Source organism: Algoriphagus halophilus (genome assembly GCF_041729275.1).
Taxonomy (GTDB): Bacteria; Bacteroidota; Bacteroidia; order Cytophagales; family Cyclobacteriaceae; genus Algoriphagus; species Algoriphagus halophilus_A.
The window spans coordinates 2725971-2747064 of the sequence record NZ_CP146486.1 but is presented as its reverse complement, the minus strand read 5'-3'; the positions used below and the strand labels follow the sequence as shown (position 1 = coordinate 2747064).

Annotated in this window: 31 protein-coding genes and 1 pseudogene; 20 read left to right on the top strand and 12 right to left on the bottom strand. The window is 42.3% G+C overall.

Annotated features, from left to right (window positions below):
- Nucleotides 1-2 precede the first annotated feature (2 nt).
- Entirely contained in the window at nt 3-197 is a 195-nt protein-coding gene (locus V8V91_RS14670; protein WP_373395823.1) for a helix-turn-helix domain-containing protein, read from the bottom strand.
- Nucleotides 198-523: 326 nt separating this feature from the next.
- On the opposite strand from V8V91_RS14670, the gene V8V91_RS14665 reads away from it, so the two are divergent.
- From V8V91_RS14665 to V8V91_RS14650, 4 genes are all read left to right on the top strand, one after another.
- Complete coding sequence (locus tag V8V91_RS14665; RefSeq protein WP_373395822.1) at nt 524-703, top strand: hypothetical protein; 180 nt, start codon at nt 524-526, stop codon at nt 701-703.
- A 391-nt stretch (nt 704-1094) separates the two neighbouring features.
- Nucleotides 1095-1349 carry a hypothetical protein gene (locus V8V91_RS14660; protein WP_373395820.1) on the top strand — a complete coding sequence of 85 codons (255 nt, stop codon included), beginning with the start codon at nt 1095-1097 and terminating at the stop codon, nt 1347-1349.
- 47 nt (nt 1350-1396) lie between these two features.
- A complete protein-coding gene (locus V8V91_RS14655) occupies nt 1397-1642 on the top strand; it encodes a reverse transcriptase domain-containing protein (protein WP_373395819.1) in 246 nt (81 codons plus the stop codon).
- A 159-nt stretch (nt 1643-1801) separates the two neighbouring features.
- A complete protein-coding gene (locus V8V91_RS14650; RefSeq protein WP_373395818.1) occupies nt 1802-2017 on the top strand; it encodes a group II intron maturase-specific domain-containing protein in 216 nt (71 codons plus the stop codon).
- Nucleotides 2018-2367: 350 nt separating this feature from the next.
- On the opposite strand, the gene V8V91_RS14645 is transcribed toward V8V91_RS14650, so the two are convergent.
- On the bottom strand, nt 2368-3051 hold the full coding sequence (locus tag V8V91_RS14645; protein WP_373395817.1) for a hypothetical protein: 684 nt from the start codon (nt 3049-3051) through the stop codon (nt 2368-2370).
- Between the two features lie 188 nt (nt 3052-3239).
- Between V8V91_RS14645 and V8V91_RS14640 the strand changes: the two genes are divergently transcribed.
- From V8V91_RS14640 to V8V91_RS14630, 3 genes are all read left to right on the top strand, one after another.
- Nucleotides 3240-3386 carry a hypothetical protein gene (locus V8V91_RS14640; protein ID WP_373395815.1) on the top strand — a complete coding sequence of 49 codons (147 nt, stop codon included), beginning with the start codon at nt 3240-3242 and terminating at the stop codon, nt 3384-3386.
- Nucleotides 3387-3482: 96 nt separating this feature from the next.
- On the top strand, nt 3483-3626 hold the full coding sequence (locus V8V91_RS14635) for a hypothetical protein (protein ID WP_373395814.1): 144 nt from the start codon (nt 3483-3485) through the stop codon (nt 3624-3626).
- Nucleotides 3627-3950: 324 nt separating this feature from the next.
- The gene (locus V8V91_RS14630; protein WP_373395813.1) at nt 3951-4157 is read left to right on the top strand and encodes an IS110 family transposase; all 207 of its coding nucleotides are present in this window, start codon (nt 3951-3953) and stop codon (nt 4155-4157) included.
- Between the two features lie 514 nt (nt 4158-4671).
- Here the strand turns inward: V8V91_RS14630 and V8V91_RS14625 are convergent.
- Complete coding sequence (locus V8V91_RS14625; protein ID WP_373400700.1) at nt 4672-5184, bottom strand: serine hydrolase domain-containing protein; 513 nt, start codon at nt 5182-5184, stop codon at nt 4672-4674.
- Between the two features lie 20 nt (nt 5185-5204).
- Entirely contained in the window at nt 5205-5696 is a 492-nt protein-coding gene (locus V8V91_RS14620) for a serine hydrolase domain-containing protein (RefSeq protein WP_373395812.1), read from the bottom strand.
- A gap of 625 nt (nt 5697-6321) precedes the next feature.
- Here V8V91_RS14620 and V8V91_RS14615 point away from each other — a divergent pair.
- From V8V91_RS14615 to V8V91_RS14580, 8 genes and pseudogenes are all read left to right on the top strand, one after another.
- Complete coding sequence (locus V8V91_RS14615; protein WP_373395811.1) at nt 6322-6504, top strand: hypothetical protein; 183 nt, start codon at nt 6322-6324, stop codon at nt 6502-6504.
- A 229-nt stretch (nt 6505-6733) separates the two neighbouring features.
- The gene (locus V8V91_RS14610; RefSeq protein WP_373395809.1) at nt 6734-7090 is read left to right on the top strand and encodes a reverse transcriptase domain-containing protein; all 357 of its coding nucleotides are present in this window, start codon (nt 6734-6736) and stop codon (nt 7088-7090) included.
- 111 nt (nt 7091-7201) lie between these two features.
- A complete protein-coding gene (locus V8V91_RS14605; RefSeq protein WP_373400699.1) occupies nt 7202-7525 on the top strand; it encodes a group II intron maturase-specific domain-containing protein in 324 nt (107 codons plus the stop codon).
- A gap of 350 nt (nt 7526-7875) precedes the next feature.
- Nucleotides 7876-8199, top strand: coding sequence for a hypothetical protein (locus V8V91_RS14600; protein WP_373395808.1), 324 nt, complete (start codon nt 7876-7878; stop codon nt 8197-8199).
- A gap of 113 nt (nt 8200-8312) precedes the next feature.
- A complete protein-coding gene (locus V8V91_RS14595; RefSeq protein ID WP_373395807.1) occupies nt 8313-8678 on the top strand; it encodes a tyrosine-type recombinase/integrase in 366 nt (121 codons plus the stop codon).
- A 159-nt stretch (nt 8679-8837) separates the two neighbouring features.
- Nucleotides 8838-8993: pseudogene (locus V8V91_RS14590) on the top strand (transposase zinc-binding domain-containing protein); the annotation flags it as partial.
- A gap of 36 nt (nt 8994-9029) precedes the next feature.
- Nucleotides 9030-9431 carry a transposase gene (locus tag V8V91_RS14585; RefSeq protein WP_373400698.1) on the top strand — a complete coding sequence of 134 codons (402 nt, stop codon included), beginning with the start codon at nt 9030-9032 and terminating at the stop codon, nt 9429-9431.
- Nucleotides 9377-9640, top strand: coding sequence for a transposase (locus tag V8V91_RS14580; RefSeq protein WP_373395806.1), 264 nt, complete (start codon nt 9377-9379; stop codon nt 9638-9640). The genes V8V91_RS14585 and V8V91_RS14580 overlap by 55 nt, the downstream gene beginning before the upstream one ends.
- Nucleotides 9641-10097: 457 nt before the next feature.
- On the opposite strand, the gene V8V91_RS14575 is transcribed toward V8V91_RS14580, so the two are convergent.
- Nucleotides 10098-10640 carry a hypothetical protein gene (locus V8V91_RS14575; RefSeq protein WP_373395805.1) on the bottom strand — a complete coding sequence of 181 codons (543 nt, stop codon included), beginning with the start codon at nt 10638-10640 and terminating at the stop codon, nt 10098-10100.
- Nucleotides 10637-10840, bottom strand: coding sequence for a hypothetical protein (locus V8V91_RS14570; protein WP_373395804.1), 204 nt, complete (start codon nt 10838-10840; stop codon nt 10637-10639). The genes V8V91_RS14575 and V8V91_RS14570 overlap by 4 nt, the downstream gene beginning before the upstream one ends.
- A 515-nt stretch (nt 10841-11355) precedes the next feature.
- Here V8V91_RS14570 and V8V91_RS14565 point away from each other — a divergent pair.
- The gene (locus V8V91_RS14565; protein ID WP_373395802.1) at nt 11356-11571 is read left to right on the top strand and encodes a hypothetical protein; all 216 of its coding nucleotides are present in this window, start codon (nt 11356-11358) and stop codon (nt 11569-11571) included.
- 46 nt (nt 11572-11617) lie between these two features.
- Here the strand turns inward: V8V91_RS14565 and V8V91_RS14560 are convergent, their stop codons facing one another.
- Complete coding sequence (locus tag V8V91_RS14560; protein WP_373395801.1) at nt 11618-11830, bottom strand: hypothetical protein; 213 nt, start codon at nt 11828-11830, stop codon at nt 11618-11620.
- A gap of 169 nt (nt 11831-11999) precedes the next feature.
- Between V8V91_RS14560 and V8V91_RS14555 the strand changes: the two genes are divergently transcribed.
- Nucleotides 12000-12290, top strand: a complete 291-nt coding sequence (locus V8V91_RS14555; protein ID WP_373395799.1) for a reverse transcriptase domain-containing protein — start codon at nt 12000-12002, stop codon at nt 12288-12290.
- Between the two features lie 474 nt (nt 12291-12764).
- Here the strand turns inward: V8V91_RS14555 and V8V91_RS14550 are convergent, their stop codons facing one another.
- Nucleotides 12765-13538, bottom strand: a complete 774-nt coding sequence (locus V8V91_RS14550; protein WP_373395797.1) for a hypothetical protein — start codon at nt 13536-13538, stop codon at nt 12765-12767.
- Nucleotides 13539-14169: 631 nt separating this feature from the next.
- Here V8V91_RS14550 and V8V91_RS14545 point away from each other — a divergent pair.
- The 3 genes from V8V91_RS14545 (at nt 14170) to V8V91_RS14535 (ending at nt 15291) form a co-directional block, all read left to right on the top strand.
- Nucleotides 14170-14307, top strand: coding sequence for a hypothetical protein (locus V8V91_RS14545; RefSeq protein ID WP_373395795.1), 138 nt, complete (start codon nt 14170-14172; stop codon nt 14305-14307).
- Between the two features lie 126 nt (nt 14308-14433).
- Nucleotides 14434-14760: a reverse transcriptase domain-containing protein gene (locus V8V91_RS14540; RefSeq protein WP_373395793.1), complete on the top strand. Its 327-nt coding sequence runs from the start codon at nt 14434-14436 to the stop codon at nt 14758-14760.
- Nucleotides 14761-15087: 327 nt separating this feature from the next.
- A complete protein-coding gene (locus V8V91_RS14535) occupies nt 15088-15291 on the top strand; it encodes a hypothetical protein (RefSeq protein ID WP_373395792.1) in 204 nt (67 codons plus the stop codon).
- A gap of 173 nt (nt 15292-15464) precedes the next feature.
- Here V8V91_RS14535 and V8V91_RS14530 read toward each other — a convergent pair whose 3' ends face one another.
- From V8V91_RS14530 to V8V91_RS14515, 4 genes are all read right to left on the bottom strand, one after another.
- Nucleotides 15465-15788: an STM3941 family protein gene (locus V8V91_RS14530; RefSeq protein WP_373400696.1), complete on the bottom strand. Its 324-nt coding sequence runs from the start codon at nt 15786-15788 to the stop codon at nt 15465-15467.
- A 274-nt stretch (nt 15789-16062) separates the two neighbouring features.
- Complete coding sequence (locus tag V8V91_RS14525) at nt 16063-17232, bottom strand: tyrosine-type recombinase/integrase (RefSeq protein ID WP_373395790.1); 1170 nt, start codon at nt 17230-17232, stop codon at nt 16063-16065.
- Nucleotides 17233-17392: 160 nt separating this feature from the next.
- Nucleotides 17393-18967, bottom strand: a complete 1575-nt coding sequence (locus V8V91_RS14520; RefSeq protein WP_373395788.1) for an amidohydrolase family protein — start codon at nt 18965-18967, stop codon at nt 17393-17395.
- A 98-nt stretch (nt 18968-19065) separates the two neighbouring features.
- The gene (locus tag V8V91_RS14515) at nt 19066-21021 is read right to left on the bottom strand and encodes a hypothetical protein (protein WP_373395786.1); all 1956 of its coding nucleotides are present in this window, start codon (nt 21019-21021) and stop codon (nt 19066-19068) included.
- Between the last annotated feature and the right edge of the window lie 73 nt (nt 21022-21094).

Sequence of the window (21094 nt, the reverse complement as noted above, 5' to 3'; positions counted from 1 at the left end):
TATTACGCTTTTCTTTCAATTAATAATTCTTTGACTTCAACATCAAGGATTTCTGCAATCTTGTATAAGTCCTCTAAACTTGGTTGTCGTCTGTTTTGGGCATAAGAGTTTATCATATTGTAGCTCTTGCCTAATTGTTCGGCCAACCATTTCTGCTTAATTCCTTTCTGTTCTAAAACGTCTTTTATTCGGTTCATTCTTGAACTTGTTTTTAATCTTCAAAAGTATGGATAAAAATTCAATATCTCACAAGGTGAGTATTTAAATCATCATTATATTTGGATCCGGTGGAAAAGGGTAAGCTCTTTTGGTTTTTCAGGGTTGGCTTTGTGTGTCGAAAAAAATCAAATGTGCTTGACCGTGAGGTTGGTTTTCTACACTGAGCGATAACGGTTAGTATATGAAAAGTAGACGATTTCGAAGCACAAATCTTTCGGTTAAACACAAAGTTTGACACAAGCTGAAAGCCTTGATTTTATTACTGTCTCGCCTATTTTTTATATACATTTGTGGCTGCTACAGCATGGGCATCAGATATCGAAGATATCAAATTATTCCAGAGGGTGAAAGTCCCTTATGTGCGGGTATAACGCCCGAAGCATTAGCAAGTCGCAAGGTGGTTTGTCGTGAGACATTCACTGAAGGAAGCGAGACTGCAAACCTTGGGTTCAACGAACAGGAACTGGATACGGAGGCTATTTAAGTCGGATGAGGTAGCACATCATACACAACGTCAAGGTTGGTTAACCAACATGTGCTTAGATGGTAGATCCAAGTGGATATTGAGGGAAGGAATATGCTCTTACCTGGGGAAATCTCTGGCTGTCGTGAACATCTAAGAGAAGTCAGCAGAAGTCATAGTAGCTATGAGGGTGAGCCATAAAGACTATGGAGGTCTCACGAAGTAGTGAAGGACTGAACATTGGATTACGTCCAAATTCGATAGGGAGTACTGTTTTGGTATATAGCCTTATCTTAAGCGGACAGGGTTATCAAGTAAATGATGATAGAAAAAGTACTCAACCGTAAGAGACAACTTTATAAAGCCTACCGACAGGTGGTGCATTCAAAGGTTCAGCGAATTTGTGGACAGCATGAATGTGACTGAACTACTTTCCTACTTGGAAGGCAACAGGGGCGGGATTGCCGCATCCATTCTGAACCATGCGTATGTACCGAAACCTATCAAAGGTAGAAATCCCCAGAGTAACGGAAAGACCAGATTATTAGGTGTTCCCACAGTAGTAGACAGGTGGCTTCAACAAGCAGTAAGCCAAGTGCTGATGACCAAGTACGAACTCACGTTCGAGGAACACAGCTATGGGTTCCGCCCTGAAAGACATCCATAAGGCGGTAGACAAGCCTGATAAACATCAATGATGGCTATCAGGACATCGTGGATATTGATCTGAAGGGGGTTCTTGATGAGGTTGACCACTCGACGCTACTCCAATTGATCTACCAACGGGTAAAATGTCCGACAACTCTCCGTCTCATCAGAAAGTGGCTACGTGCACCCATCCAGATCAACGGAAAACTGCACAGGCGTAGGAAAGGTGTACCACAGGGATCTCCTATCAGCCCGCTTTTGTCCAACATCCTTCTGGATTTATTGGACAAGGAACTGAAGAAGAAACCTTAAGTATGTCAGATATGCTGATGACTTCAGCATCTACACCAAATCAAAGAGAGGCTAGAAAGTGGGTAACGAGTTTATCTTTTTCTAAAAACGAAGCTTAAACTACCCATTAACAAGAGAAAAGTGGCATCCGCAGACCCTCTAACTTCGAAATGTTGGGACATGCATTTGTTCGACATACCAGAAAGGGGTGAAGGAAAATACCAGTTGGTAGCGAAAAAGAATAGTTGGGAATCACTCAAACGAAAGCTCAAGCAGCTCACCAAGAAAACAAAACCATACGGCTTGGAGGAACGGTTGAAAAAGCTGGCTGAAGTCTGGCGCGGATGGGTGAACAATTATCGTCTCGCGTATCACAGCCAAACTGAAATCACTTGATGAGTGGTTAAGAAACCGTCTCCGATATTGCATCTCGCGCTGATTGGAAGAAACACAGGCGGAAACGTAAAAACCTAATCAGATTGGGAGTAGATCAAGATCATGCTTACTCATGGAGCCGGGACCAAGAAAAGGAGGATGGGCAGTAGCCCAGAGTCCGATATTGATTACAATAATCACTCTGCCACGCTTAAGAAGAAAAGGCTACGAATCTGTAACCCTCGTACACTCAAAACGCAACCTACAACCCAGTGAACCGCCGTATACGAGACCCGTACGTACGGTGGTGTGAGAGGCGCACCTTGCTAGCTTAATGGTTGGCGAGGCCGTCTACTCGATACCTGCTGGCTTTATTTTCTTTTATCATTTAATTTCTCTTCAATCTTGTCGTGAAGGTTTGTCTTAATCCACTCATTCATTTTGTCTTTATCTTCTCCTTTCGAAGCGTGCCAAGGACTTTCTTCATTGAACAAAAGTGAATCGGTTTTCAAGTCATAAAGTGAATGGTATAAATTTCCACGTTCAAATACTAAATAGTCGTTTTCGATGAACAATTTGATATTCTCCATATTCTTTGGTCCTTCGTCATAGTTCCAAAATATTTTTGTCAATGAAGAATCGGATTTCAGCTTGTCACGACTTAATCTGTCATCGTTCTTCCAATCGCTTTTGTTCCATTTTATTATATCCCATTCAACGTCATCAAATCCTGCGATTGTAAAATACAGAACATAAACATTGTCGCCATATTCAATGTGTTGCTGATACAAATAGTCTTTGAAGAATGACATATAAACATCCATCTTAATTTCTGAATATTTCATAAACCCTTCTTCGTTTAAGCCTTTAGTTTCTTTGTCAAGATACTTGTCAGCAATCGTTGTGGAGTCGATTAGTATTTTTCGTTCAATTAGTCCATTGAGTTCAAGTTCAGCAACTTGGTCAAAATAGTAATCAACACTTCTGTATTCAAGTTCTTGGCTTTGACAGCTGAGTGTCAAGATTGATAGAATTACTATGATTAGTTGTCTCATTATCGTTTTTCAGCTTGCAGGTAAAGGTTAGTATATGAAAAGTAGGCGATTGCTAAGCACTAATCATTCGGTTAAGCACAAAGTATGATGCAATCCAAAATCTGCGAATTTATCACGGTTTGGCCTATTTTTTATAGTTCCCATGATATAATCTGGTTCGTTTGGGACAGAACCAAAAAAGATATATCATGGACACCGAAGTTTCTCCTAAGTTATTCATTGGTATCGATGTGCACAAGCGACAATGGAGCGTTTGCATCTTTACAGCCAATTGCCATCATAAAACCTTCAGTCAGGCACACCTGATCCCAAACCTTGAAGTCTTACTTGGATAAGTTTTTCCAAAATATCAGGTCATCTGCTGTTATGAAGCCTGTAAGTTTGGTTTTTGGATCTATCGGGATCTAAAATCTTTTGGTTACCAATGTCTGGTGATCAACCCAGCAGATCTTCCCACAGCCAATAAAGAAAGTAGTGAAAAAACTGATCCTGTAGACAGTCGTAAAATGGCCAAAGCTCTCCGTGCAGGACTGCTGAGAGGAATCCACGTTCCAACTCAGGGAAACAGAAGGTGATCGACAACTCTTCCGATATCGCAAAGGCTCACAGGCAGACTTGGTCGGGTGAAAAACAGGATCAAGGACAAACTCCTTCAAAACGGCATTGAAACACCTCCTAAGAATACGATAATCCTTATTGGACAAAGGACTTTCTGGACTGGCTGGCCATCGTAGAGCTCCCTTCGGATAGCAGCAGACTGGTAATGGATTTATTACTCGACCAATTTGAATTTACCTACCGACACTTTTTAAAGGTCTCCATTTCTGTCCGTGCGCTTCAGCGAAAGGCAAAATACAAGGCAAACTCCAAGCTGCTGAGACAGATTCCGAATAGGACCCTTGACAACAGTCCAGTTACTCACTGAGATTGAGGATATCCATCGCTTCAGGAATTTCAAACACTTCAATAGCTATATCGGGCTCAAACCGATGGTCCATTCCAGCGGTGAATCAGACGAAAAAGGATACATGACTTATCGCCATCATCAGGGACTGAGAAGCTCACTGATCAAATGTGCCTGGACCACCGTCCAACGAGATCGGTGATGCTGAGTCGATACGAGGAACTATTGCAAAGACATACCGGCAAACGGGCCATAGTAATCATAGCAAGAAAACTCTTGTCAAGAATATATCATGTCCTAAAAACTGGTGAACCTTACAGGTAGGATATTCAACTTAGTCCCTGGCAGAGACCATCGGAACAAGCCCTTCAAAAAGCTCCAGACCTCTCAACACTGTGTGAATCGAAAAGTCTGAATTCTATTATAGTATGGGGCTGGAGCACTTGCCTAAAACTAACGGAAACTGGGGCTCATATGTAAGAGACTCCTAATGGAAGCATGGCTTGTATTTGATGATGCCAGTATGGACTGATACTACAGAAGTAGACAAGGCGAGTGGACAATCCACCCGCAAGGCAGCCGCTTTCTCCATTCTTGACTTCTTACAATCAGTCCAAAAGCAGGCAATCAAGTCAAAGACAGCACAAACAAAGAAAAAATGCTAGGAAATGAACTTTTGATTATTCATGGAATACATTGTTAGCAAATGTTTTTTATTAAATTCCCCATATTTTTTTAAATTCTGTGAGGTTTTCTTTTGTAATATCTTCATTTGCCATAAATATTTTGCCGCTATTAGATATTGGGTCAAATATCATTATGCATGACACTCCAGGGTCTGAACCTGTATGACCTATTTTCCCCGATTTAAAGTAAACCATGAATAAGCCTGTATTGGGCTCTTTTTCATCTATATTTTCAACATCAGTATTAAAATTCTTTCTAAAAAGTTCGCTCCAAGACTCTTTCGTTAGTAAGCTGGAATTCCCATTATATCCCTTTATGATTTGAATTAGATATTTGGAAAGGTCAGTTATCGTTGTTTTAAATCCACCATCTGGATAGGTAATTAGGGTATAAGGTTTTAAACTATTGTCTTTTTCGTCATATAGAACGGCATGATAATCAATGTCACTGTAAAACCAACCAGAATTTAACATACCTAAAGGTTCTAGAATATTCTCTTTTGTAAAATCAGAGTATGATTGTCCACTAACTTTTTCGATAATAAAAGCAGCCAGTGCAGAACCTACATTGGAATATGAATATCTTTCTCCTGCTTTTGATTTGTAATAACTCTTTTTAAATGTTTGTTATCGTCAGAACTTAAATGTTTTTTTAAATAATCTTTGAGCGAGGTATTAGGTATTGTATCAAAGCAGTATGATTCTTCATAGATTTTTTCGTTATCAATAATTCCAGAGGTATGAGTTGCAAGATGCCTTAGTGTAATAACGTTAGCTCCTTTTAAATGAGGGTTTGTAATGTTAAAGTCCAGATAATTATTGATATCTTCATCCAAATTGATTAGACCCTTTTCTTTGGCAATCATTAGTGAGATTCCGATTAATGTTTTACTTACTGAGCCAATCGGCTGTACGGTCTCTTTTGAGTAGGGGATTTTATGCTGCTTGTCAGAATATCCAATAGTTTTTAAATTGATAATGCTATCTTGATTTACATCCGCAATTCCATATCCTGTGAATTTAGTATCCTGACAAAAACAAGTTACGGAAATCATACTTAGCATTAATGAAATTATATATTTCATCTTTATAAAGCTGTTTTTAATATTTGCTAACGGTCTCGTATAACCGTCAGTTACGGGTTAATATGCGTTTATTTTTGGTTTAGCACTGACGTTAGCAATTCCGAGTGGATTCGGACGTAGTCGAATCCGCCGTAATTGCGGTTATACATGTGTGCCTTGAATGGTGAATATAGACCAAAAGATGGTCGATTCAACGAATTGAGGAATCCCTTAAGCGCGGGAGTCGTTACCCGAAGCCAAGCAAGTGGCAAGGTGGTTTTACCGCGAGGTATACACTGAAGTAAGCCAGACTGCGATTATTATTACTGACGAACAGGAGCTTTATACTGGGCTATGAGGATGGATGAGGTAGCACATCATGCCGAAGTCCAAAGCTCTGGAAACAGAGATAAGCCAAAATAGTAGATAGAGCAGCGATAGGCACAAAGGATATTCACCTTACCGAGGGAGGTCTCTAGACGTCTGGAACGTCCAAGAGAAGTCAGCCGGGTCATAGTAGTTATCGGAAACGAGCTGTAAATACTGCAGAGGTCTCACTGGATAATGAAGGACTGAACATTGAATCGCGTCCCTAATTCGGATAGGAATCCCGCACATGCGAGATAGCCTATTCTTAAGCGGACAAGAGAACAAAGTAATGATAGAAAAAGTACTTCAATCCAAAAACCTTTATAAAGCCTACCGTCAAGTAGTGGGTAATAAAGGCTCATCGGGAGTGGACGGTATGCAGGTGACCGAATTGAAGTCGTTTATCGACCAAGGCAAGACAGCTGGGTAACCGACATCCTGAAAGAGGTACGTACCTAAAGCTATCGGGGTTGGGGAAATCCCAAGTTAACCCGAGGAAAAACCAGATTACTCAGGTCAGCCGTAGTGGATAGATGGCTTCAACAGGCGTTAGCCAGCAATTAGCCACCCCGATTCGAATTAACTTTTCGAAGAGGAGGCACGGTTTTCGACCTGGAAAAGACCTTCACGAACGTCAACACAAGCACTGAAAAACAGCAATGATGGCTATCAGGATATTGTTGACATTGATCCTGAAAGGTTTCTTTGATGAAGTACAACACTACAAGTTGCTTCAGTTAATCTACAACAGGGTGAAATGTCCCACAACTTTGTGGCTGATCCGAAAATGGCTGAAGCACCAATCCAGATCAACGGAAAACTGCACAAACGCCGAAAGAGGTATGCCACAGGGAAGTCCCTTAGTCCTCTTCTATCCAATATATTATTGGACAGAACTGGACAAGTATCTCAAAAGTAAAGGGTTGAAATTTGTCCGCTATGCCGATGACTTTAGTATCTATGCTCAGTCAAAATCAGCTGCCCAAAAAGTAGGAAATGAAGTCTATATGTTCTGAAAGACAGACTGGTTTTATGGCAACAGGGAGAAAAGCGGAATCCGAAGACCCTCTGACTTTGAGCGCTGCTAGATCGCCTTCGTGCAACCTACAAAAAGGGGAAAAGGGTAAATACCAACTGGTAGTGAAGAAGCAAAGCTAAAGGAAAACCTGAAGCGTAAGCTCAAAGGAATAACCAAAACCTTACCATACAGCTTTGAAGAGCGACTTCAAAAACTCAGAGAGGTATGGATGGGCTGGGTAAACAATTATCGACTGGCCAGTATTCAGGCCAAGCTCAAACAACTCGACGAGTGGCTGAAGGACAGACTCAGATATTGCATTTGGCATGACTGGAAAAAGCCTGAGCGAAAACGCAAAAACCTAATTAGACTGGGAGTGGATCAAGACCATGCCTACGCATGGAGTAGAACAGAAAAGGAGGATGGGCTGTAGCTCAGAGTCCCATACTGGTAACAACGATTACACTTTCAGACTGAAAAGAAAGGGCTATGTAAGTATGCTGGACTATTACTCAAAATCAAAGCCCGAGATTCAATGAACCGCCGTATACGAGACCCGTACGTACGGTGGTGTAGGCGCACACCGTGGGCTTATGGCTCACGGCCGTCTACTCGATTGCACTAAACCTTCGGTAGTTTCAAGACAACCAAGAAGCGGTATCTTTTTAGATCATTCATTAACTCTTATTAATCATGAAAAAAAGGAAACCATCCTCCAGGCTGCCTGTTCCAAGATAGCTGGATTTGCTGAATTATTAGCCAAGTTTGAGCAGAAAGTTGTCGTTGCCGGCAAAAGCAAAAGTACCCTCTCAAGCTGCCACCGGACATCACATGGCCGAAACTGGCCATCCACTTCAACGAATTACCCACTCAAGTGGACTGAAGCGGAGATCAACGATTACCTGCATCTGGTCAAGCGGAGCCTACAACACCCCTTCTGAAGCTTATTTCAAGTTTACAGTTTATGCTCTTCGGTTTGCCTACCGCATTGAGGGGATGAAGGATAAGCGGATCGAGCTTCCGGCCATTAAGCGGAGTAAAAGACTTCCCATTGTACTGAGTAGGGAAGAAGTCCTGCCAGACTTCTTAAAGCTCCCAAACTTCTAAAACACCGCGTTCTGATAGCCCTGCTTTACGGCTGTGGACACCTGGCTGTTTTGAGGTCAGGAACCTGAAGATTGCCGATCTGGATTTTGACAGAAAGATGCTTCATGTAAAGGATGGCAAGGGAAAAGAAAGACCGCTATGTTCCGCTGTCTGATTTATTGATCCGTGGCATTAAGACTTACCCCACAAAGCCGAACAGCCCCTTGAGTGGCTGTTCAATAGCAAAAGGGGAACAGATCATCGGTCGTGCCGGAGGAGACTTTGACGGACGTTACTCCCGAGGGGTGCAGTGGGCGGTGAATGAAGCCAAAAAGAAAGCGAGACATCATAAGCCGATGAACGTCCACACGTTGCGGCACCGTATACACCTGCTGGAAGAGGGTCTGGACATTCTGACCATTAAAGATCTGCTGGGGCATGAATGCATCGACACGATGATCCTGCATGTCGCCCAGACCAGAAAAATGCCGTGCCTTTAGTCCGCTCGACAGGCTGTACCTGTCCAGAAAGTGAATGCACGCTTTGAAGTGGCCCATGTGCTCAAGCAACACTGGGCAGAGGTGAAAAGCACCCACATATCAATAGCTGGCAGTTGCGGACCTTATCGGCGCTGAAACGCTGCCGTACTGCTGATCTGGGTGGACGTATTGGATGCCTGTACAGACTGTGGCTCGATACGTATCAGTTATAACAGTTGTCGAAACAGACATTGCCCCGGTGCCAGGGCAAAAACAGGGAGGATTGGATCGCAGAAAGCGCGAAGCCGGGTTGCTTCCAGTACCTATTTTCATGTGGTATTCACTTTGCGGGACACCTTAAATCAACTGGCATTGCACCAGCCCGGCTTTGTCTATGACAGCCTGTTTGAAAACGTCTTGGCAGACGGTAGAATATTTCTTAGAGACCCAAAGCATCTGGGCGCAAAGCCTGGAATGATCGCCATCCTACACACCTGGGGACAGACACTCAACCTTCACCCCCATCTGCACTGCATCGTGCCGGGAGGTGGATTGACAAAATACCAAAAGTGGAAAACAGCCAAAAGCAAAGGCAAGTACCTGTTTCCGGTGATGGCGGCTATGACAAAGTATTCAGAGCCGAAGTATGTAAAAGCTCTAAAATCCAGAATCAATCCCGATAAGGGACTTGATCCAATGCTTTGTTCCAAAAAGAATGGGTGGTATATGCCAAACGGCCGTTCGGACATCCCAAGGCAGTGCTGGAATATCTAGGTAGATACACCCACAAGGTCGCCATCTCCAACCATCGTATACTGGACATTGACCAAAAGCGCACTTCATTCAGTTACAAGGATTATCGTCGAGGCGCTCAGAAGCTGGAAATGACTCTGGATAATCTGGAGTTTATCAGAAGGTTTTCCATGCATATTTTACCCAAAGGGCGGTTCGGATCCGCCGCTGAATATCAGCAGCTCGGCTAACAGCTCATCATTCCGCTTATTCATCGGGAACTTGGAATTCCGATTCCAGAAAAGGAGCCCGCATTCTTGAAACCTATAACCCACGATGATACTGCCACTGCTGCCAGAAGGAAAGCATGGTAAGCATTCAACACGCCTACCCAGGCGTGGCCCATCAAGGCCGTCTTTTCTGCTGTCACAACCCAATTTTAATTCCTGATTTTGATCGGGCTGGCGAAGCTATGCCCATGCAATAAAAAGCCTTCCAAAAGGGAATGGAAAGGCTAAAAACAAAGATTTTTCTTTAAATCGATACCGAATCTTCTGACTGGTATTACTTTTTAAACTAATTGGACACCTCGTTTTCTTCAAAAATCTCAGCTCAATCCCCATAAGGAACCTCACCGGTTCCGTGCAACATCGGTTTTATCGTTCGTGCTACGCACGCGACGAAAAACCTAGTTGTTTATGCCGTTTTTTATCTTAAATTCGGAAAAGGTAGACGATATGAAACCGAAAATTTCTTTCCATTTATTTCAATAGCTTGTTTTTCCTTCAAGTTTGATATAAGTGCTTTGAATTCCTCAAAGTGTTCTTTTGGTAAGTATAGACTATATAAGGATTCACTTCTTTTAACCGTCAATTCACTTTCCAAATTAGGCCAATTTTCTGGCCATTCTTTTGGTTTTTCTGGCGAATGACTATAATCGGTTAACATAATTTCAATACTATCTGGAATCCATTCTTTCTCTTTTTTGTTTTTATATTTTATGAGATTATCGTAGACAGTTAAAAATTCTTTTGGCGTTTTTTCTCTTACCACTTTGTCGTCTCTTAAATTTCCATAAACTTGTTTTACTATGGGTTCATTAAAATTTAAAATTAATTCATTTGTTGGTTGGTCAGTAGAATATGCAGCTTCGATATATTCTTTCATATTTACAAGACTATCAGTTATTCCCAAACTATAGATTAAATCTTGAGTTTGAGTTGAATCTAATTTTACTGAATAATAATTCATTTTCTTTTTTCTATTCTTTTATAAACAATATTACCACTTTCGTAAATGGCTATTGTTGGAACGTCCGAACCTATAACCATTAGCCAAGGATTGGTTTCCACTAAAACAACTACAGGTGCCCCAAAATCTTCATTCCATTCTTGGCTATACGAATAGCTTATTGTAAAAATCAATAAAAATCCAATTATAATTTTTCTCATTTTCTTGTGTTTAAATGGCATACAATGGTTTGGCTATTCTGCGTATCCCGAAGGGTATGCAGTATAGTTGATGTGTGCCTTGAATGGTGAATATAGACCAAAAAGATGGTCGTTCCAACGGGTGAAAGTCCCTTAAGCGCGGGAGTCGTTACCCGAAGCCAAGCAAGTGGCAAGGTGGTTTACCGCGAGGTATACACTGAAGTAAGCCAGACTGCGGTGTCTGTACTGACGAACAGGAACTCTATACTGAGGCTATGTGATGGATGAGGTAGCACATCATGCCGAAGTCCAAAGCTCTGGAAACAGAGATAAGCCAAAATAGTAGGATAGAGCAGCGATAGTACCATGATGAGTTCACCTTACCGAGGGAGGTCTCTAGACGTCTGGAACGTCCAAGAGAAGTCAGCCGAGGTCATAGTAGTTATCGGAAACGAGCTGTAAATACTGCAGAGGTCTCACTGGATAATGAAGGACGGAACATTGAATCGCGTCCTAATTCGGATAGGAATCCGCACATGCGAGATAGCCTATTCTTAAGCGGACAAGGAGAACAAAGTAATGATAGAAAAAGCACTTCAATCCAAAACCTTTATAAAGCCTACCGTCAAGTAGTGGGTAATAAAGGCCTATCGGGAGTGGACGGTATGCAGGTGACCGAATTGAAGTCGTTTATCGACCAAGGCAAGACAGCTGTATTAACCGACATCCTGAAAAGGAGGGCATGTACCTAAAGCTATCAGAGGGGTTGAAATCCCAAAGAGTAACGGAAAAACCAGATTACTCGGAGTCCCATGCGTAGTGGATAGATGGCTTCAACAGGCAGTTAGCCAGCAATAGCCACCCGATTCGAATTAACTTTCGAAGAGGAGAGCCACGGTTTTCGACCTGGAAAGAACCTTCACGGAGCAGTAACACACACTGAAAAACATCAATGATGGCTATCAGGATATTGTTGACATTGATCTGAAAGGTTCTTTTGATGAAGTACAACACTACAAGTTGCTTCAGTTAATCTACAACAGGTAAGGAAATGTCCCACAACTTTGTGGCTGATCCGAAAATGGCTGAGAGCACCAATCCAGATCAACGGAAAACTGCACAAACGCCGAAAGGGTATGCCACAGGGAAGTCCCCTTAGTCCTCTCTATCCAATATATTATTGGACGAACTGGACAAGTATCTCAAAAGTAAAGGGTTGAAATTTGTCCGCTATGCCGATGACTTTAGTATCTATACTCAGTCAAAATCAGCTGCCCAAAAAGTAGGAAATGAAGTCTATATGTTCCTGAAGAACAGACTGGACTTGCCTATCAACAGGGAGAAAAATGGAATCCGAAGACCCTCTGACTTTGAGCTGCTAGGTCATGGCTTCGTGCCAACCTACAAAAAGGGGGAAAAGGGTAAATACCAACTGGTAGTGAAGAAGCAAAGCTGGGAAAACCTGAAGTAAAGCCTCCAAGAATAACCAAGAAAACCTACCATACAGCTTTGAAGAGCGACTTCAAAACTCAGAGAGGTATGGATGGGCTGGGTAAACAATTACTCGACTGGCCAGTATTCAGGCCAAGCTCAAACAACTCGACGAGTGGCTGAGGAACAGACCTAGATATTGCATTTGGCATGACTGGAAAGCCTGAAAGGAAACGCAAAAACCTACTCGACTGGGAGTGGATCAAGACCATGCCTACGCATGGAGTAGAACCAGAAAAGGAGGATGGGCTGTAGCTCAGAGTCCCATACTGGTAACAACGATTACACTTTCCAGACTGAAAAGAAAGGGCTAAGTGTAAGTATGCTGGACTATTACTCAAAATCAAAGCCCGAGATTCAATGAACCGCCGTATACGAGACCCGTACGTACGGTGGTGTGAGAGGCGCACCGTGGGCTTATGGCTCACGGCCGTTCACTGATTGCCAGCCTTAATTATTTTATATAAACTAATCCTGTTTCGGTGATTCTGGATTCAACAACTTTGCTGGCTGATACTGTATTTTTAATCTTATTTCGAATGGAAATCATCACTTCTGTAGGCACCCGTTTGTCAAAATGCAAACACAGAACCTGATCTTGCACTTGTTCAGTATGCCCGATTAGTTCAGACAATTCCTTGTTTCCTAAATAATCATATCTTTCGAATTCAATAAATATCGAGTCGGGTTGTGCGTTAGGCCAATCTATCCCATCTTTTAATCTCCCAATAATTAGATTTAGCACTTTATTTTGTTCAATTAATACGACTGTTTCATTGTTATAAGTCATTAACTGAATATCAATAGAACTTTCAGCGAAATACTTGAACATAGGAGAAATTTCCCTTCGAATAAATTTTATAGTTTCTTCTCCCGCATCATAACTATAAGAAATATAAACTGTGTCTTTGAGAGCTTTAAAATCATAGATTGGAAATAAATTTCGGTTCGATCTTATAAATGTCTTTCTTTTTGGATCAATTATTATAGTATCTCTTTCATCATAGAAAACTGAATATTTGTTCAACAGCACTATTGAATCTTCAATATCAATTGTTGCATATCCATCTCCGATTAAATCATTAATTGCCACAAAATCACCCTTTAATCCTTCAGTATTTCTTGAACACCCTAAAAGGGTTAAAGCAATCAGAATATTTATTGTAATCTTCATCTGTTTATGGCTGGCAACGGTTTGGCTTGGAAACGGCGGGCATTCAGAGTCCATCCCTATTCAGCCTATTCCTAACTTATTACACGTACGAATATTTCTATTTACTTGAAACCACCCGCTGTATTCCAAGGTAATTGTGTGTGCCCAGCATGGGCATCAGATATCGAAGATATCAAATTATTCAGAGGTGAAAGTCCCTTATGTGCGCAGGGGTAACGCCCCGAAGCATTAGCAAGTCGCAAGGTGGTTTGTCGTGAGACATTCACTGAAGGAAGCGAGACTGCAAACCTTGGTTCCAACGAACAGGAACTGGATACGGAGGCTATTTAAGTCGGATGAGGTAGCACATCATACTGACGTCCGGGAGTTAGTTAACCAACATGTGCTTAGATGGTAGATCCAGTGGATATTGAGGGAAGGAATATGCTCTTGCAGGGGAGATCTCTGGCTGTCGTGAACATCTAAGAGAGTCAGCAGAAGTCATAGTAGCTATGAGGAACGAGCCATAAGACTTATATGGAGGTCTCACAAAAGTAGTGAAGGACTGAACATTGGATTACGTCCAAATTCGATGGGGAGTACTGTTTTGGTATAGCCTTATCTTAAGCGGACAGGGTTATCAAGTAAATGATGATAGAAAAAGTACTCAACCGTAAGACAACTTTATAAAGCCTACCGACAGGTGGTGCAGAACAAGGTTCGGCAGAGTGTGGACAACATGAATGTGACTGAACTACTTTCCTACTTGGAAGGCAACAGGGGCGGGATTGCCACATCCATTTTACAGACCATGCGTATGTACCGAAACCTATCAAAGGGGTAGAAATCCCCAAGAGTAACGGAAAGACCAGATTATTAGGTGTTCCCACAGTAGTAGACAGGTGGCTTCAACAAGCAGTAAGCCAAGTGCTGATGACCAAATACGAACTCACGTTCGAGGAACACAGCTATGGGTTCCGCCCTGAAAAAGGGTATCCATAAGGCGGTAAGACAAGCCCTGATAAACATCAATGATGGCTATCAGGACATCGTGGATATTGATCTGAAGGGGTTCTTTGATGAGGTTGACCACTCGACGCTACTCCAATTGATCTACCAACGGGTAAAATGTCCGACAACTCTCCGTCTCATCAGAAAGTGGCTACGTGCACCCATCCAGATCAACGGAAAACTGCACAGGCGTAGAAAGGTGTACCACAGGGATCTCTATCAGCCCGCTTTGTCCAACATCCTTCTGGATTTATTGGACAAGGAACTGGAGAAGAAGAAACCTTAAGTATGTCAGATATGCTGATGACTTCAGCATCTACACCAAATCAAGAGAGAGGCTAGAAAAGTGGGTAACGAGATTTATCTTTTTCTAAAGAGCAAGCTTAAACTACCCATTAACAAAGAGAAAAGTGGCATCCGCAGACCCTCTAACTTCGAAATGTTGGGACATGCATTTGTTCCGACATACCAGAAAGGGTGAAAGGAAAATACCAGTTGGTAGCGAAAAAGAATAGTTGGGAATCACTCAAACGAAAGCTCAAGCAGCTCACCAAGAAAACAAAACCATACGGCTTGGAGGAACGGTTGAAAAGCTGGCTGAAGTCTGGCGCGGATGGGTGAACAATTATCGTCTCGCCAGTATGCAACCAAACTGAAATCACTTGATGAGTGGTTAAGAAACCGTCTCCGATATTGCATCTGGCATGATTGGAAGAAGCCTGAGCGGAAACGTAAAAACCTAATCAGATTGGGAGTAGATCAAGATCATGCTTACTCATGGAGCAGGACCAGAAAAGGAGGATGGGCAGTAGCTTAGAGTCCGATATTGATTACAACAATCACTCCTGCCACTTAGAAGAAAAGGCTACGAATCTATGCTTTCCTATTACCTCAAAACGCAACCTACAACCCAGTGAACCGCCGTATACGAGACCCGTACGTACGGTGGTGTGAGGCGCACCTTGCTAGCTTAATGGTTGGCGAGGCCGTCTACTCGATGTGGTGTCGTTTTTTCTTTTTTCTCTTCTCAAATTCTTCTCTAATCAATTTCTCCAAGTCGTCATATTTTATTTTCAGTGAGTTTGAAATTATCGACAATGGCGAGCCGTACATTTTATGATTTGCTTTCATTGCCCTTTTAGAAATTCCGTTTTTTGCTTGTTCAATGTATTTGTCAGGTTTGTCAGTTTCAAGCATTAGAATTTTTGTTGAAGCAACCTGAACAGTCCCAATGTCAGTAATATCACCCCATTCTATAAGTCCTACACTTGTTGCATTAGAGTTATCTGTTATTCCATCCTGGTCAATGGTCAGTCCTACTTTTTTATCAAAAAGCTTTCTTGCGATGAATACAAGACAAAGTCCAAAAAAACAACTGAAGCAATTCCTGCTATTCTAATCATTTCAGAATTTCTGAAACGTGTACTTTCAAATTGTTCTGGATTCATTATGAATAGGATTCCAAGAACTACAAAAACGGTCGCTCCGATTAGAAGAAGAAGAATTTTAGTCTTGCTTAGTTGAATTTCAATCTTATCTGTCATTTGTCTGTTTTAAATGCACCACAACACCTCGCTAAACCCTAGTCCTACTTGTCTATTGCGTATATATTCGCATTGTCCACAGGGGTATTTGGTGTTTTGGAAACCAAATTAAGAATTTCGTCGATTCCATCTAGTGGGCTCTGTATATTTTTGTTCGAAATGGAGAGCACATGGGTGTATACTTCAGTAGTCTTACTACTTTCATGCCCCAACAAGGCTTGGACATAGCGAAGATTTGTTCCTTTCTGAAGTAGATGAGTGGCAAAACTATGTCTTAAAGTATGTACTGTTGCCCAAGGGTTTGAATTGCTTTTTTCTACAGCCCTTCGGAATACAGCTTGAATGCTTGTCGCGGAATATTGACCTCCCTCCTGACCTTCAAATAACCAATAGGAAGGTTTGTAAGCTAGATAGTATTGTCTCAATAACGTCAGTAAAACTGGAGACAATACCGATTTTCTATCTTTTTTGCCTTTTGCCCCTTTGATAAAAATATACCCTTCATCTGAATGAATGTCCCTGACTCTAAGCTTGATGGCTTCACTGATCCTTAAACCAGCACTATAAATCAGCATCAGCACGGTCCGGTGTTTCAGGTTTTCTACACTCTGCAAAATACTTTTTATTTCTTCTTGACTTAAGATATTGGGAAGGGTAACACTTTTTTTAGGCCTTTGTATCTCATAAACAGTCCGTTCTCTACCTAATACATGTTCGTAATAAGCCTTGATTGCATTGATTAAGGTATTTTGGGCACTTTCCGAAATTTTGTATTTACTTATTTGATGGTACACAAAAGATTCAATTTCTTCTTTACTTAAATCCTTTAATTCTCTGGATTCAAAAAATGATAGAAAGGGTTTCAATGCTGAACAATAACCATTTACTGTAGATGGACTAAATGCCTTCAGAATCAGCTTTTGCCTTAATGCAAGTAAAATGGCTTCAGAAGTTTTATTTAGCTTTTTTGATGGAATTACAGTTCTTTTTGCCGACTCTTGGATGTTCACCTTCCCCTGATAGATTTCCTGAAGTAAATTCCAATTCTCTTCGGTATGGACTATACTCCAAAGTTTCTGTGTAGGATGGTAAAAGCTGGTATTTAGCTTTTTGAATTTTTCTCTTTCGTTTTTTAGTTGGAACGGTATATACACCTTAATTCTACCTGCTTTGGGTAATGGTCGATAAATGATAATTGATTGATTTGTTTCCATTTCTTTTTGAAAAGCATTCTAATTGAATCAATTCAAATTAACCGGTTGATAAACGTTTGTAGTCGTTTGTAAACGTTTGTTGTCGAATATTCCTATTTGTTCGAATTTCAAAAAAATCCCCCAGATCGCTCTGAGGGATTTCTATTCGTTTAAGAGTTTCTTACTTCAAACTGGTATTTGGAACTGGAGCAACTTTGGTCCAAGGACTTACATCCATCTTTCTTGGCGTAGGATAGACCTCATCCAAGGTATTGCCATCGTAGATTCTTCCGTTTTTCACCACATGGGATATGGTATTGGTATTTCGGATATTCTCCAAAGGATTGCTGTCCATAATCACCAAGTCCGCCAGTTTGCCTACTTCGATACTTCCCAGTTCTTTGTCCAATCCCAAAGCTTCCGCGCCGGAGATGGTTGCTACTTTCAGCGCATCATGGGCTTCCATGCCTCCACTGGCTACGGACCAAAGTTCCCAGTGGTAACCCAAGCCTTGCAGCTGACCATGGGAACCTACACCCGCTAATCCACCTTGCTCGAAGATGGACTTGATGCCTTCTGCATGCTTCATAAATACATGGTCTTCTGGAGCAAACCAGCCACCTAATCCGCCGGCTCTTCTTCTTGCCTTGGCATTTAGTTCTTCATAGGGCGTGAAGCGGTTCAGCTTCGGATCATGAAGCGGACTTTCTGTAGTGTAGTAATAATTTTCTGCCCAAGGTCCACCATAAGCCACCAAAAGGGTAGGAGTTACGGCCATCTTGCTTTCTGCAATGGTTTTGGTCACATCCTGATACAGTGGATGAATAGGAATAGAATGCTCATGTCCCGGATAGCCATCGATCAGTTGGGTCATGTTCAGTTTGAAATCCAAGCCGCCTTCAGTAGTAGGCATTAGTTTCTGCTCTTTGGCAGCCATGATTACCCACTGCCTATGCTGACGGTTGCCCACCAGATACATCTTGATGTATTGGGTATTGTAGTACTTGCTGTATTGCTTCAGTACATTTTTGGTTTGGTCCAAAGACTTCAGATTATACATCCAATAGCCCACGCCTGGTCCAGTGCTGTACACTCTAGGTCCTGGCACCATTCCAGCTTCCACCATATCTCCATAAGTCAATACGTCGGTAGTAGCTGTTTGTGGATCTCGGGTGGTGGTCACTCCATAGGCCAAGTTGGCTGCATAGATCCACACCGAGTTTTTATGCAATCCCCAAGTAGGCCACATATGTGCATGGGTATCGATAAATCCTGGGGTAATGGTTTTTCCAGACAGATCCATGACTTCGGCATTGCCAGCATCCAAAGTACCTGAAGCACCCACGGCTTTGATGCGGTTATTTTCGATCAGAATATCTCCCTGCTCAATAATTTCATCCCCTTTCATGGTGACGATTCGAGCATTGCTCAGTAATACGGTTCCTTTTGGAATGTCTTTTTGGTAATACACAGAAACCTGCTTTTCTACCGGTTTATAGGTTTCTTTTTCTTTTTGCTCGGCTTTGTAAATACTATCTGCTTTGGCTTTTTCTTTGTCATTCTTTAACAATTCTGCCAAGGCCTCTTTTTTGGCTTTGGCTACCGAATCAGCTGCTTTTACTGCTTCAGGTCCCAATGCTTTCAAGGCTGCCACGGAATCTGCTTCGGCTAGTTTCTTCGCTTTTTTGGCTGTCTTCACAGAATCTTCGATAAACTCAGCTCTGTCGATGTCATATACCCAGTGTCCATTGCCCAAGGACCAGTGAACTTTCTTACCATTGGCTTCCCAAGCAGGCCATTCTCCTCCGATTTCTGTGAGTTGACGGGAAGGGAAATTACTGGATTCCGGATTACCTACATTGATGCTAGGGTTTTTCCTGCCGTAGGAATCGTTACCACATACACATTGTTATTGACCTGTGCCAAGGCAAGATTTCCTTCTGGAGCCATCAATATGGTGCTGGCACTACTAGGTCTCATTTGAGGCTCCTGTGCTGAGGCTCCCTCAGGAAGCATGCAGTAATTCACTGCATCTGCATTGGACCTTGGAAGTCCCATCACATAGCGGATATCTGATGCTTCTTCAGGATTGGTGGTATGTCCATGATCATCATGGGATTCAGCAACTGATCCAAAAGGAGTGATGCCTGTGATTTTTGCATATTCCTTTTCGTCGGTTCCATCCCATCTGACACTTAGCAAGGTGCCACCAGGACCATTCAAGAATACTCGGGATGTGTCTTTGGTAAAATGTACGTTGCCATGATTTCCGGCATCCATGATTTTTCTGAATTCTCCACCAGCAGATGGGATCCAAACCAATTCTGCTTCCGAACCATTGATTCCCGGGCCTTCCGCATCTTTCATGACTTGATTGGATGCCTTGAAAACAGCGATTCTATTTCTTGGACTCCAAGCGGGCTGCATGTATAGCGCACTTTCGGAAGTAAGCTGAGAAACGCTGCCTCTGTTTCCTAAGGTAGCCTTGTAAATATGTCCTCCTTCGGTTTCATTCCATCCTACAAATGCCAGTTGGGTTCCATCAGGACTCCAGGTAGGCATGGCTTCGGTGAAATCATGATTAGTGATTCGTTTTGGTTCCCCATCCGGATAGTCCATGACATACAATCTATTCAAAGCCGTAAAGGCTAATTTCTTGCCATCAGGAGAAGGAACTGCATCCCGGATCTGAGTGGCTCTTGCAGCGGTTGTATCTTTGATTTCGTAGTTGAAATACAAACGAGGCCCCATGGCCAGGTTCACATCCACTTCGAACGGAATTTCCTGAGGGCTGGCGCCATCCACGGAGATTTTCCAGATTTTACCATCATAAGAAGCGATGACATGTTTGCTGTCAGGCGTAAAGGCCATGGCTGGTAATACTCCTTGTGGAGCGATGGATTCCTGTTCGTCCCGCTGAACCGGGTAGGCCAACCAATTTTCTTCTCCTGTTTCCAGGTTTCTGAGTACCAAGCCGGTTTTTTCTTCCCAGCGAGAACCATAGACCATCCATTTGCCATCATCACTTAGGGTAGGCGTGAAAGCAGAACCATATCGGGAGGTAATCCGGTTGATTTCTCCTTTTTCAAAATCATAGGTTCCGATTTGGTATTGGGGAAGCAAGGCATTGTAGTTCCAAGAACCACTTCGCATAGAATAGTAGACCTTTTTTCCATCCGGGCTTACGAATGGGTCGATGGTTTTGATGCTGCTTGGGTTTTCATTCAACTGAATGCCGCCGCCTCCATCTTTATGGTACATCCACAATTTGGAAATCCTTCTTCCTTTGCTGACCACAATGTATTCGGAATCTGGGGTCCAGTCTGCACCAGGTACGTCCCCATTTTTGTCTTTGGTGATCTGTACCGTGTCTTTTTTGACCAGATTGATGTACCAAAGGTTGTCGTTTCCGGCGCGATCGGAAGTGAAAAGGATTTTCTCTCCATCCGGAGAAAATCTAGGGTGGGTTTCATAGGCCATTCCTGTGGTAACTGGAGTTGCTTTTCCACCTTCGATCGGAATAGTGTAAATGTCTCCCAGCAGGTCAAAAGCTAAGGTCTTTCCATCCGGGCTCACGTCCACGCTCATCCAAGTACCTTGTTTGGTATTGAATTTTACTTCTCGTTCGGGCTTGAGAGGAAGATCTTTAAACTTCGGCGTTACAATGGAATCTTTTTTGGTGCTGTCTGTCTGAACCATTGTGGCGTGGTCCATGGGCAGCAGTTTCTTAGTTGATTTTGGAATCATCGTGGCAAAACTCACCGATGCTCCCAAGGCAACCAACAAGGCAGGTTGGGTAAATTTTTTCATATAGTGGTATTTGGGTAAATAATCTACAGCTTAATCCTGTTTATAGGCAAATGATTGGCCCTGAAATTAAAAA